At 39.1% G+C, this 12868-nt stretch carries 12 protein-coding genes; all 12 read left to right on the plus strand.

What is annotated here, in order from left to right:
- Nucleotides 1–9 precede the first annotated feature (9 nt).
- The 12 genes from HMPREF9200_RS08825 (at nt 10) to hydA (ending at nt 12857) form a co-directional block, all read left to right on the plus strand.
- Nucleotides 10–630, plus strand: a complete 621-nt coding sequence (locus tag HMPREF9200_RS08825) for an XTP/dITP diphosphatase (RefSeq protein WP_218015394.1) — start codon at nt 10–12, stop codon at nt 628–630.
- A gap of 99 nt (nt 631–729) precedes the next feature.
- Nucleotides 730–1518, plus strand: coding sequence for an adenosylmethionine decarboxylase (gene speD / locus HMPREF9200_RS02985; protein ID WP_009353328.1), 789 nt, complete (start codon nt 730–732; stop codon nt 1516–1518).
- Nucleotides 1519–1529: 11 nt separating this feature from the next.
- A complete protein-coding gene (locus tag HMPREF9200_RS02990) occupies nt 1530–2717 on the plus strand; it encodes an NADP-dependent malic enzyme (RefSeq protein ID WP_009353334.1) in 1188 nt (395 codons plus the stop codon).
- A gap of 208 nt (nt 2718–2925) precedes the next feature.
- A complete protein-coding gene (locus tag HMPREF9200_RS02995) occupies nt 2926–3591 on the plus strand; it encodes a transcriptional regulator (RefSeq protein WP_009353432.1) in 666 nt (221 codons plus the stop codon).
- The gene (gene dpaL, locus HMPREF9200_RS03000) at nt 3569–4777 is read left to right on the plus strand and encodes a diaminopropionate ammonia-lyase (RefSeq protein WP_009353385.1); all 1209 of its coding nucleotides are present in this window, start codon (nt 3569–3571) and stop codon (nt 4775–4777) included. Before HMPREF9200_RS02995 ends, dpaL begins: the two co-directional genes overlap by 23 nt.
- A 123-nt stretch (nt 4778–4900) precedes the next feature.
- On the plus strand, nt 4901–6160 hold the full coding sequence (locus HMPREF9200_RS03005; protein ID WP_009353314.1) for a YgeY family selenium metabolism-linked hydrolase: 1260 nt from the start codon (nt 4901–4903) through the stop codon (nt 6158–6160).
- A gap of 46 nt (nt 6161–6206) precedes the next feature.
- On the plus strand, nt 6207–7400 hold the full coding sequence (gene ygeW / locus HMPREF9200_RS03010; protein WP_009353272.1) for a knotted carbamoyltransferase YgeW: 1194 nt from the start codon (nt 6207–6209) through the stop codon (nt 7398–7400).
- Between the two features lie 86 nt (nt 7401–7486).
- The gene (gene arcC / locus HMPREF9200_RS03015) at nt 7487–8422 is read left to right on the plus strand and encodes a carbamate kinase (RefSeq protein WP_009353343.1); all 936 of its coding nucleotides are present in this window, start codon (nt 7487–7489) and stop codon (nt 8420–8422) included.
- A 47-nt stretch (nt 8423–8469) separates the two neighbouring features.
- Nucleotides 8470–9798, plus strand: a complete 1329-nt coding sequence (gene ssnA, locus HMPREF9200_RS03020; RefSeq protein WP_009353416.1) for a putative aminohydrolase SsnA — start codon at nt 8470–8472, stop codon at nt 9796–9798.
- Between the two features lie 26 nt (nt 9799–9824).
- On the plus strand, nt 9825–11525 hold the full coding sequence (locus tag HMPREF9200_RS03025; protein WP_009353311.1) for a selenate reductase: 1701 nt from the start codon (nt 9825–9827) through the stop codon (nt 11523–11525).
- Nucleotides 11512–11814, plus strand: a complete 303-nt coding sequence (locus tag HMPREF9200_RS09185) for an amidohydrolase family protein (protein ID WP_083818392.1) — start codon at nt 11512–11514, stop codon at nt 11812–11814. The genes HMPREF9200_RS03025 and HMPREF9200_RS09185 overlap by 14 nt, the downstream gene beginning before the upstream one ends.
- Entirely contained in the window at nt 11808–12857 is a 1050-nt protein-coding gene (gene hydA, locus HMPREF9200_RS03030; protein WP_009353419.1) for a dihydropyrimidinase, read from the plus strand. The genes HMPREF9200_RS09185 and hydA overlap by 7 nt, the downstream gene beginning before the upstream one ends.
- Nucleotides 12858–12868 lie beyond the last annotated feature (11 nt).

The raw sequence follows: 12868 nt of genomic DNA on the forward strand, positions 1-12868 counted from the left end.
ATTGGTAACATGATAGGCCATGAAAATGCACCGAAAGCAGTGGTATTAGCCACACGGAATAAAGGAAAAATCCGTGAATTTACCGCAGCCTTTGAAGAATTAGGCTTCGAAGTGCGCACAGTAGACGATATCGTAGATATTGAGGAGCCAGAAGAAATTGGCACTACCTTTATGGAAAATGCAGAATTGAAAGCCTTATATTATGCTGAAGCCTGTGGTTTGCCTTGCGTGGCAGATGATTCCGGCTTAGAAGTAGATGCCTTAGGTGGTGCACCGGGTGTATATTCCGCGCGCTATGCAGGACTGCATCGTAGTGATGAAGATAATAATCGGCGATTAGTAGCCGAACTGGTGGATGTTACTCCAAGTGATAGAACAGCTAGGTATCAATGCGCTCTTGTATGGGCTACACCGGATGGACAATGTATCCGTGCAACAGGCACTTGTGAAGGACTTATCCAGTTAACGCCGATGGGAAAAGGTGGATTCGGTTACGATCCATACTTTTACATTCCCAAATTAAAAACGACGATGGCCAATATTTCTATGGAACAAAAGCAGGCTATTAGCCATCGAGGTAAGGCGCTACGAGCCTTAGTGGAGCAATTGCGACACACTATAATTAAGTAATTAATAAAAAATGAAAAATTTTATATCGAAAGTCTTGAATATATGGATTTAATTCGATATAATAATGGTAGGTATTATAAGGAAGGCAGATATTAAGTTATGGATACATCTGTAAAATCAAATAAAATGAAACTCTATGGGTTTAACAATTTAACAAAAACCTTGAGTTTTAATATTTATGATATTTGTTATACGCGTACAGAAGAAGAAAAACGCCAATATATTGAATACATTGACGAAGTTTACAATGCACAGCGCCTGACTGATATTTTAACAGAGGTTTCACATATTATCGGAGCCAATGTGCTGAATGTGGCAAAGCAAGACTATGATCCACAAGGGGCAAGCGTAACTATTCTGATTTCGGAAGAACCTGTTGATAAAGTAGATAAAGATGATGTGGTCATGCATCTGGATAAATCTCACTTGACGGTTCATACCTATCCTGAAAGTCATCCAGACAATGGTGTAAGTACATTCCGTGCAGATATTGACGTGTCCACATGTGGTCAAATCTCCCCGCTCAACGCATTGAACTATCTTATCGATAGTTTTGATTCTGATATTATCAGCTTAGATTACAGAGTGCGTGGATTCACTCGTGATATTCATGGTAAAAAATTATTCATGGATCATCGCATGAACTCCATCCAAAATTACATCAATTCTAAAACTCGTAATCTCTACAATATGATCGATGTGAATGTGTATCAAGAAAATATTTTCCATACCAAAATGATGCTGAAAGAGTACGACATTAATAATTATTTGTTTGGTATTACCGAAGAAGATTTGACGCTGAAAGAGCGCAAACAAATTAACCAACAACTCAAACAAGAGATGGCGGAAATATTCTACGGTAGAAACTTACCATCATTGAAAATCTAGGAGGTTTTCCCATGGACGTAAAACAAGAGGCAATTGAAAAACGCTTGGAACTAAAAGGTTTCTTGCAAACTGGAACAAAATACGAATTAAAAGATGCTCATGACTTAACGGTAGCATACACTCCAGGTGTAGCAGAACCATGCCTTCACATCAAAGAAGATGAAGATAAATCCTTCGACTTAACATGTCGTTCTAATATGGTAGCCGTTGTATCTGACGGTACTCGCGTATTGGGTTTAGGTGATATCGGAGCAGCGGCAGCGATTCCAGTTATGGAAGGTAAATCCTTATTGTTCAAACGTTTTGGCAATGTAGATTGCATTCCTTTGGTGATTGATACAAAAGATCCAGACGTGTTAATCAACACTGTAAAATTAGTGCAAAAAAACTTTGCTGGCATTAACTTAGAAGATATTTCTTCTCCTAAATGCTACGAAATCGAAAATCGCTTGAAAAAAGAGTTAGAAATCCCTGTATTCCATGATGATCAACATGGTACAGCTATCGCTTGCTTAGCAGGTGTAAAAGCAGCCCTTCGCTTTGTGAAAAAAGATTTATCCAAAGTTAAAATCGTTGTAAACGGTGCTGGTGCAGCGGGTGCTAATATTGCTCGTCTATTATACTTAGCAGGCGCTCGTAACATTACATTAATGGTAAGCTCCGGTGTATTGAACAAAGACTACAAACGTCTTGATTCTTTACAAGCTGAGTTGATCAAAACATTGGGTCAAGAAACAAAAACTGGCAACTTAGCAGAGATTGCAAAAGGCGCTGACGTATTGTTAGGTGTATCTGCAGCAGGTGCTTTCACAAAAGAAATTTTGGAAAGCTTAGCGGATGATGCTATTGTATTTGCTATGGCTAACCCAGTTCCAGAAGTTATGTACGAAGAAGCGAAAGCAGCTGGCGTACGTGTTATGGGTACAGGTCGTAGTGATGCGCCTAACCAAATCAATAATGTGAATGTATTCCCTGGTATCTTCCGTGGAGCCATCGATGTACAAGCACGTGAAATTAATGATGAAATGAAATTGGCAGCCGCTGAGGCGCTAGCAGCTCTTGTAACAGATGAAGAATTAGCAGAAGACTACGTAGTAGCGAATGCATTCGACAAACGTGTTCCATTAGCAGTAGCAAAAGCAGTAGCTGAAACAGCAATCAAAACGGGTGTAGCTCGTAAAACAGAAGTTCCTTACTAAGAATAGGAATTGATATATAGTATAGAGGTAGGTTGAGTGTAGACTCAATCTACCTCTATCTTTTTTTGTTTATAGATGACATCTAACAAAAAATTAGAAAACCTAAAAAATATTTAGAAAAAGTATTGAATTATGAATATGACGGTGCTATAATAAGGGCATACCTAATAAATTGTTAGATAGCCTAAAAAATAGTTAGGAGACAATTATGAAATTAGAACAATTAAAGGTAATTGCGCATGGTATTGCGACACAATTTGGAGCTTCATGTGAAGTGTTGATTCACGACGTGCAAATAGAGACATTAGAAAGTTCTATTGTGTATATTGAGCATGGAGATATTTCTAACCGAGATGTAGGTGATGGCGCCTCGCATGCAGTACTAGATGCGATACGAAATGACGATGGTCAGTGTCAGGGTAAACAAGCTTATCTCACACGAACCAAAGATGGAAGAGTTCTTCGATCGACGACGATGTATATACGTGATGATAATGATAAATTACAGTATTTATTGTGTATCAACTATGATATTACTGATTTTATTACATTGCAAAACTCTTTAGATCGGATTATTACATCCAGTAATCATGCGTGGGAAACAAAAGGTGAACGAATTGTTACATCTGTTAGCGATTTGTTGAGCGATATGTTATCTCAAGCTGAAAAAGTAGTAGGGCGACCAGCACATTTAATGAATAAGAATGAGCGCTTGGAAGCAATACGATATTTATATTGCCAGGGCGCTTTTTTGATTTCAAAGGCATCTGATAAAATATCGGAATATTTCAACGTTTCTAAATTTACTTTATATAATGATTTGAACCAAGTAAAAGAGGAGGAAGAGTTACATGGAACGAATTCAATGGGTTAAGAACACTATGCCCGCTTCAGAGGATTTGAACACCTGTGCAATGAATGTAAAAGAAAGTGAAGGGGTGCGCGAGTTTCATAAGAGTTTCCCGCAATATCAAGAAACACCACTTACTGAATTACCACGCATGGCAGAACACTTAGGATTAGGCCGTTTATTCATTAAAGATGAATCCTATCGTTTCGGTTTAAATGCATTCAAAGTGTTAGGCGGTTCTTATGCAATTGCGAAATTCATTGCTAAAGAAACAGGTAAACAAGTATCTGATTTGCCATATGACATCTTGACATCAAAAGAATTGCGTGATGAATTTGGACAAGCTACATTCTTCACAGCTACTGATGGAAACCATGGTCGTGGTGTTGCTTGGGCAGCAAACAAACTAGGTCAAAAATCAGTGGTATTTATGCCAAAAGGTTCCACAGAAACTCGTAAACAAAATATTGCAGCAGAAGGTGCTACAGTAACTATCGAAGAAATGAACTATGATGACTGTGTACGCTTAGCTACAGCAGAATCCAAAAAAGTAGATCATGGTGTTGTTATCCAAGATACAGCTTGGGATGGTTATGAAGAAATTCCTACATGGATCATGCAAGGCTACGGCACAATGGCTCTAGAAGCTACTGAACAATTAGAAAAAGCTGGCGTAGATGTACCTACACACGTAATTGTACAAGCAGGGGTTGGTTCCTTAGCTGGTGCTGTTACTGGTTATGTGGTAAATCGTTATAAAAATGCACCTGTGAAACCTAAAATTGTAGTAGTAGAAGCATCTGCAGCGGATTGCTTGTACAAAGGCGCTAAAGCAGGCGATGGAGATTTACGTATCGTAGGCGGCGACTTACAAACAATCATGGCAGGACTCGCTTGTGGCGAACCGAATACGATTTCTTGGGATATTTTGAAAAACCATGTGGATGTATTTGTATCTGCACCAGATTGGGTAGCATCCTTAGGTATGAGAATGTCTGCAGCACCAATCAAAGGCGATGCAAGCATTATCTCTGGAGAATCTGGAGCTGTTCCATTTGGTTTAGTAGCAGCCGCTATGACTATGGAAGAATATAAAGATTTGAAAGAAGAATTAGGACTTACTAAAGATTCTAAAGTACTTTGCTTCTCCACAGAAGGAGACACTGACCCAACACGTTATCAAGAAATTGTGTGGCAAGGAAAATTTTAATCTAACTATTTAAGTCATATACAGTTAATTTTAACTTTAACGTATACGTATATGTGTGTTTAAGGAGGAAATGGTAATGGATTTACAAGCAGTAAAAAAGCAGCAGAAGCTTATGGACCAGCGATGACAAAATTTTTAAGAGAAATCGTCGCATTCCCTGGTGAAAGTGCGGAAGAAGAACAACACGTTCGCCGCATTGAAAAAGAAATGAAAGACTTAGGATTCGATGAAGTAGAAGTGGATCCTATGGGTAACATTCTTGGCTATATGGGCACTGGTAAAACATTGATTGCTTTTGACGGACATATTGATACAGTAGGTATTGGTAACCGTGATAACTGGAACTTTGATCCATATGAGGGGTTTGAAAGCGACACTGAAATCGGTGGTCGTGGTGTATCTGACCAATTAGGTGGTATCGTATCCGCAGTATACGGTGCGAAAATCATGAAAGACTTAGGTTTATTGAATGATAAATACCGTGTATTAGTAGTTGGTACAGTACAAGAAGAAGATTGCGACGGATTGTGCTGGGAATACATTATTAAAGAACGTGGCATTCGTCCAGAATTCGTAGTATCCACAGAACCAACTGATGGCGGTATCTATCGCGGTCAACGTGGTCGTATGGAAATCCGTATCGATGTAGAAGGCGTATCTTGCCATGGTTCTGCACCAGATCGCGGTGATAATGCAATCTATAAAATGGCTGACATTTTACAAGATGTTCGTGCATTAAATGCAAACAATTCTACAGAGACTACTCGTGTTCGTGGCTTAGAAAAAATGTTGGATCCAAAATTCAACCCTGACCATTATGAAGAAGCTCGTTTCTTGGGCCGTGGCACAGTAACAACTTCCCAAATTTTCTACACATCCCCAAGCCGTTGTGCAGTAGCAGACTCTTGCGCAGTATCTCTTGACCGTCGTATGACAGCAGGTGAAACATGGCAAAGTTGCTTAAAAGAAATCGAAGATTTACCAGCTGTACAAAAATACGGTGCAAAAGTATCCATGTACGAATATGCTCGTCCATCCTGGACTGGTTTAACATATCCAATCGAATGCTACTTCCCAACATGGGTAATTCCTAAAGATCATAAAGTAACAAAAGCATTGGAAGAATCTTACATCTCCTTATACGGTACAGAACGTATTGGTGCAGAAGTTACATTGGCAGAACGTAAAGCTCGCCCATTAACTGATAAATGGACATTCTCTACAAATGGCGTATCCATCATGGGACGTAATGGTATTCCTTGTATCGGTTTCGGTCCTGGCGCAGAAGCACAAGCACATGCTCCTAACGAAATCACATGGAAACAAGACCTTGTAACATGTGCAGCAGTATATGCAATCTTACCTACAAACTATTGCAAATAATAGTTTACATTTTATAAAGCTATAAATTATTAATGAGGTGCAAAAAATGGCAGATTTCAAAAAATGTGTAGACGCATTAGCTAAGTTAGACACAAAAAACATGTACAACAATGACTTCTTCTTGACTTGGGAAAAAACAGACGACGAATTACAAGCTGTTTGGGCTGTAGCTGATGCATTACGTGCATTGCGTGAGCGCAATATCTCTACAAAAGTATTCGACAGTGGTTTAGGTATCTCCTTATTCCGTGATAACTCCACTCGTACTCGTTTCTCCTTCGCATCTGCTTGTAACTTATTAGGTTTAGAAGTACAAGACTTAGATGAAGGAAAATCTCAAATCGCTCATGGCGAAACTGTACGTGAAACAGCTAACATGATCTCCTTCATGGCTGACATCATCGGTATCCGTGATGATATGTATATCGGTAAAGGTAATGCATACATGCATGCAGTAGCTGATGCAGTAGAAGAAGGCCATAGAGACGGTGTATTAGAACAACGTCCTACATTGGTAAACTTACAATGTGATATTGACCATCCAACACAATTGATGGCTGATACAGCTCACCTTATCAATGAATTTGGTGGACTTGAAAACTTAAAAGGTAAAAAAGTGGCTATGACTTGGGCATACTCCCCATCCTATGGTAAACCGCTTTCCGTACCACAAGGTGCTATCGGTTTATTCACTCGTTTAGGTATGGAAGTTGTATTAGCGCATCCAGAAGGATACGAAGTAATGCCAGAAGTTGAAGAAGTTGCTAAAAAACAAGCACAAGCTAGTGGCGGATCTTTCAAACGTACAAACGACATGAAAGAAGCTTTCAAAGATGCTGATATCGTATATCCTAAATCCTGGGCACCTTTCGCAGCAATGGAAGAAAGAACTGACTTATATGGCAAAGGCGATACAGCAGGCATTAAAGAATTAGAAGGTCGTTTATTAGAACAAAATGCACAACATAAAGATTGGGCTTGCACAGAAGATATGATGAGTCTTACAAAAGACGGTAAAGCATTATACTTACATTGCTTACCAGCTGATATCACTGGCTTAAGCTGTGAAGAAGGTGAAGTTGACGCATCCGTATTTGATCGTTATCGTGTACCTCTTTACAAAGAAGCAAGCTATAAACCATATGTAATTGCTGCTATGATTTTATTAAGCAAATTTGAAAATCCAGTAGAATTATTAAAAGAGCTAGAAGAAAAGGGAACAGAAAGAGTTCTCCGCTAAGAGCAAAGGGGCTGTCTGTTCAGACAGTCCCTTATTTTAATCCCTACAAAGTAGTTAGGAATATATACACCATAGAGAGGTACCCTATGAAAAAACGTGTTGTTATCGCTTTAGGGGGCAATGCCCTAGGCAATACATTACCAGAACAAATGATTGCGGTGAAAGAAACATCGAAAGCAATCGTAGATTTAATTGAAGCAGATTGTGATGTTATCGTTACTCATGGTAATGGCCCTCAAATCGGTATGATCAATAATGCTATGGCTGCATTAACTAGAGAAGTAGAAGGTCAACCTAATACTCCATTGTCTGTATGCGTAGCCATGAGCCAAGCATATATCGGATATGATTTACAAAATGCATTGCGTGAAGAGTTGTTGAACAGAGGTATTACAGATCTACCTGTGACAACAATGGTTACACAAGTTCGTGTAGATGCAGATGATCCAGCATTCTTAGATCCAACAAAACCAATTGGTCACTTTATGACAAAAGAAGAAGCTGTACATGCAGTGAACCAATATGATTATGTGGTAAAAGAAGATGCAGGTCGTGGATATCGCCGTGTAGTAGCATCTCCAGCTCCAAAAGAAATCATTGAATTACAAGCTATCAAAGGCTTAATCGGTCATGAATTAGTAATCGCTTGCGGTGGTGGCGGTATCCCTGTCGTTCGTGAAGGCAATCATTTAACAGGTGCATCTGCAGTTATTGATAAAGACTGGACTAGTAGCTTACTAGCACAAGAAGTTGACGCAGATGTATTGATTATCTTAACAGCTATTGAAAAAGCAGCGATTAATTATGGTAAAGAAAACCAACAATGGTTAGAACATATTACAGTAGAAGAAGCGCAAAAACATATCGACAATGGTGAATTTGCAGCAGGCTCTATGAAACCAAAAATGGAAGCAGCTGTAGCTTTTGCTAAATCTAAAGCAGGTAGAAAAGCAATTATCACACAACTAGAAAAATCTAGAGAAGGTATTGAAGGAAAAACAGGCACTCACATCGAATTATAATAGTAGTATTTCATTGAATACTGTTTTTCATAGAAAGGAGCCTATCTATGATTTTATTAGGAAAAGGAACTGTCGTTACACGCAATCCATTACAACCGATTATTGAAGACGGTGGCGTATTAATGGATGGCACTAAAATTGTGGCAGTAGACTCATACGAAACATTGCGCAAACAATATCCAAAAGCATATCGAGTAAACGCTCATGGGCGCTTGATTATGCCTGGTTTTGTGAACGCTCATCACCATATTTATTCTGCCTTAGCCCGCGGATTATATATCCCTGGTAACAACCCAACAAATTTTAAAGAAATTTTAGATGGATTGTGGTTCTACCTAGATAAACGTCTTGCTAAAGAAGACGTGTGGGCAAGTGCTATTGTGACCTATATGGCATGTATCGAAAATGGTGTGACTTCCATATTTGACCATCATGCAAGTTATGGAGAAACAGAAGGTAGCTTATCTGTTATTAGCGAAGTTGCTCAAGATTTTGGCGTTCGTTCTTGCTTGTGCTATGAAGTAAGTGATCGGAATGGCCAAGAGGAAATGGAGAAAGCTGTAGCAGAAAATGTACGCTTTGGTAAAGAAGCAAAAGAAAACCCTGAAACACTCGCAGCTATGATGGGTTTACATGCATCTTTCACATTGAGCAAAGATACATTGGCTTATGTTCGTGGACAAAACGTAGACAATTTGGGATATCACATCCATGTAGCAGAAGGCACTACAGATCAAGAAGATAGCCAAGAAAAATATGGTATGCGCGCAGTGCATCGCTTGCATGAAGATGGCATCCTAGGACCAAAAACGATTGCTGGACATTGTATCCATGTAGATGATAGTGAAGTAAAGGTATTAGCTGAAACTGGCACCATGGTGGCTCATAATCCAGAAAGTAATATGGGTAATGCGGTAGGAGCACCTAATGTATTAAAACTTATGGAAGCAGGTATTCCAGTGGGTCTTGGTACAGATGGATATACTAGCGATATGTTAGAATCCTACAAAGTAGCAAATTGCTTAGTGAAACATAACATGCAACATCCAAATGTTGGTTGGACTGAAATTCCACATATGTTATTCAACACTAACCCAGCAATGATTGAAAAATTCTTCCCTGTAAAAGTTGGTACCTTGACACCGGGGGCAGAAGCAGATGTAATTGTTTTAGATTATATTCCTAGAACAGATTTACATGCTGATAATATTAATGGTCATTTACTATTTGGCCTAAATGGTCTTAATGTAATTACAACTATTTCTGGTGGTAAGGTACGTATGCTAGATCGTCAATTATGTGGCATGAATAAAGAAGAATTGCTACGAGAAGTGCGACAAATTTCCCATCGTTTATGGAAACGATTAGTCCCATAATACACTTTCAGTAAGGAGTGAATACTATGAGCGATATCATGTATCCGGTAAGTTTCGGACATTTAATGAACCATATTCTAACAGAATATGCTACCCACAATCGAGTATATAATGTGGAGCGCATGCACACAACAGGTACGGATCAACGGTTATCCTTATTTGGTCGTAACCTAGAAAATCCATTAGGCCCTGCAGCAGGTCCACATACTCAATTAGCTCAAAACTTAGTAGCAGCCTATGTTGGCGGTTCCCGATTTTTAGAATTAAAAACAGTACAAATTATGTTCGGTGAAGAATTGGGCATCCCAAGACCATGTATTTATTCAAAAGATGAAGCATACAATGTGGAATGGTCCTCTGAGTACCATTGCCATGCGGCTGCTGATGAATACATTAAAGCATGGTTTGCTATTAAATTAATTAGTAAAGAATGGGGCATCGGCGATCCAGATGGATTCATCTTTATTATGAGTGTTGGCTACAACTTAGCGGGCATTAAAAGTGAAGATGTAGATTCCTATATGGAATGTTTACGTGCAGCACGTACCAAACCAGTTTGGAAAGAATGCGAAGAATGGGCATTAGCTAATGTACATCAATTTAAAAATGTAACAGAAGAGTACATTCGCAATATTGATGACAACATTTGCCAAGGTATTACATTATCCACAATGCACGGCTGTCCTGCAGGCGAAATTGAATCGATTTGTACATACCTAATGAAAGAAAAACATCTAAATTTATATCTAAAATGTAATCCAACATTATTAGGCTATGATCGTGTAAGAGAATTATTAAATCAAGCAGAATTTGGATATATTGATTTTGATGCACATCAATTTGAAGTAGACTTATCTTTTAAAGAAGCAGTGCCAATGATTGAACGATTGTTGACGATTGCAGAAGAAGAAGGTTTAGTGTTCGGTGTGAAACTGACAAATACATTCCCTGTTTCGATTCACGAAAAAGAATTACCAGGTGAGCAAATGTATATGTCTGGTAAATCCTTATTACCATTATCTATCGGTGTAGCTCAATTATTGAGTGAAACATTTGGCGAACGCTTACCAATGTCTTATAGCGGTGGTGCAGATGCGAAAAATATTGCAGCTTTATTCCGCACAGGTATTTGGCCAATCACAGTATGTACAACCTTATTACAAGGTTTAGGTTATAACCAATTGGATAACTTGGCTAAATTAGTAGAAGCAGAAGATTACGATACTGCTAAGGTAATTAAACCAACAGAAATCAAATCTTTTGCGGAGGCAATGGGAACAGCTCCAACATACAAAAAATCTGCAGCTGCTAAGAAAAAACGCGAAGAGCAACCAGGTTTCCCAACAGCTCATGACAAAAATCATGAATGCCGTGTTGTATGTGGTACTTGCGTACGTGTATGTCCAAATAGAACGAATGAATGTATTACTGTAGATGGTAAAAAATTAATCATTCATATTGATGAGTCTTGTAATGAATGTGGTAACTGTGCTTGTCATTGCGTACAACCATGCTTCCCATATAAAGATAAATTAACATATTTTATTGATGAAGAACGCTTATTAGCAAGCGATAATGACGGCTTTTATATTCAAGGTAAGGAATGCGGATATCGTTTCCAAGGCGCTACGGGTCGCACAGCGATTGATGCCTTACCAGAGGTGTTGAAAGGAGTTGTGGAAGCGTTCATTAAAGAACTTCCATATTATATCTATGATACTCATTGAACAAGGATATCTTGTACTCCCAACGGGAGTCATGCAAGGGACGATAGCAATTGAAAACGATACAATTGTAGAGGTAGCTCCTCATATTGAGGCAAAACCAGGAGATGTACGAATCGATGCAAAAGGGCGCTATGTGTTGCCTGGAGGAATCGATACACATACCCATTTTGAAATGACCAACGCTTTTGCCACCACGGCAGACGATTTTGAAAGTGGTACAAAAGCAGCCATTATGGGGGGACCACGACGATTATTAATTTTGCATCGCCTTTTGAAGAATCTTTGTTAGAAGGTTTGCGACGCGATAAGAAACGGGCGGAAGGACGTTGCTCTTGTGACTATAAATTTCATATGGAATTATTAGATATGAATGAGCAAGTAGCAGCGGAAATTCCTAAGGTCGTTGAAGAAGGCGTCGCATCCTTCAAAGTATATATGGCCTACAGCTTTAGTATTGACGATCGGTCAATTTATGAAGCAATCAAAGCAATCGCCCCAACCGGTGCGTTGGTGGCAGCCCACTGTGAGAATGGAGCGATGATTGCAGCTAAGGTACAGGAAATGAGAGAGGAAGGAGATACAGAAGCAAAGTATCATCCGCTTTCAAAACCAGATACCATAGAAGCAGAAGCAATGCATCGTTTCATTCGACTAGGGGAATTAGCAGATTATCCAGTACATATTGTACATGTGAGCTCTGCAGCAGGATTAGATGTGATTGAGGAACGCAGAAAGAATGGGGCAAAAGTGACCTGTGAAACCTGTCCTCAATACTTATTACTGACAGATGAATTGTATAATCAGCCGGATGGAAAAGGATTGAGATATATCTTAAGTCCACCTCTTAGAAAACAAAGAGATGTGGAGATTTTGCAAGCAGCGGTAGAACGTGGAGTTTTCCAAACTTTATGTACGGATCACTGCAATTATACATTAGCGCAAAAAGCGCAGGGTCTTGGTGACTTTACGAAAACACCAGGTGGTTTGCCAGGTGTAGAAGAGCGGATGATTCTAATGTGGGATATGTTTGTTCATAGTGGACGAATCGACCCTGTAGAATATATGAAATTAACTAGCGAAACACCAGCTAAGTTATATGGATTATATCCAAAAAAAGGAACGTTACAGGTAGGAAGTGATGCGGATATTGTGATACTTTCACCAGATGTAACAGAATGTATGACTTCGGATAAAACTCATAGTCGGTCAGATTATACACCTTATGAAGGAATGACTGTACATGGTCGAATAGATGATGTATTTTTACGTGGGCACCATGTGGTGCAAGATAGAAAATTAGTGGAAGCCTATAAAGGGGAGTTCCAACAATAATTGGAGGGAGG

The organism is Veillonella sp. oral taxon 780 str. F0422, assembly GCF_000221605.1.
Lineage (GTDB): Bacteria > Bacillota > Negativicutes > Veillonellales > Veillonellaceae > F0422.

What these genes read in the sequence shown, in the direction of transcription:
- HMPREF9200_RS08825 (WP_218015394.1), top strand. Translation starts at nt 10, where the DNA reads ATGATAGGCCATGAAAATGCACCGAAAGCAGTGGTATTAGCCACACGG.
- speD (WP_009353328.1), top strand. Translation starts at nt 730, where the DNA reads ATGGATACATCTGTAAAATCAAATAAAATGAAACTCTATGGGTTTAAC.
- HMPREF9200_RS02990 (WP_009353334.1), top strand. Translation starts at nt 1,530, where the DNA reads ATGGACGTAAAACAAGAGGCAATTGAAAAACGCTTGGAACTAAAAGGT.
- HMPREF9200_RS02995 (WP_009353432.1), top strand. Translation starts at nt 2,926, where the DNA reads ATGAAATTAGAACAATTAAAGGTAATTGCGCATGGTATTGCGACACAA.
- dpaL (WP_009353385.1), top strand. Translation starts at nt 3,569, where the DNA reads ATGGAACGAATTCAATGGGTTAAGAACACTATGCCCGCTTCAGAGGAT.
- HMPREF9200_RS03005 (WP_009353314.1), top strand. Translation starts at nt 4,901, where the DNA reads ATGACAAAATTTTTAAGAGAAATCGTCGCATTCCCTGGTGAAAGTGCG.
- ygeW (WP_009353272.1), top strand. Translation starts at nt 6,207, where the DNA reads ATGGCAGATTTCAAAAAATGTGTAGACGCATTAGCTAAGTTAGACACA.
- arcC (WP_009353343.1), top strand. Translation starts at nt 7,487, where the DNA reads ATGAAAAAACGTGTTGTTATCGCTTTAGGGGGCAATGCCCTAGGCAAT.
- ssnA (WP_009353416.1), top strand. Translation starts at nt 8,470, where the DNA reads ATGATTTTATTAGGAAAAGGAACTGTCGTTACACGCAATCCATTACAA.
- HMPREF9200_RS03025 (WP_009353311.1), top strand. Translation starts at nt 9,825, where the DNA reads ATGAGCGATATCATGTATCCGGTAAGTTTCGGACATTTAATGAACCAT.
- HMPREF9200_RS09185 (WP_083818392.1), top strand. Translation starts at nt 11,512, where the DNA reads ATGATACTCATTGAACAAGGATATCTTGTACTCCCAACGGGAGTCATG.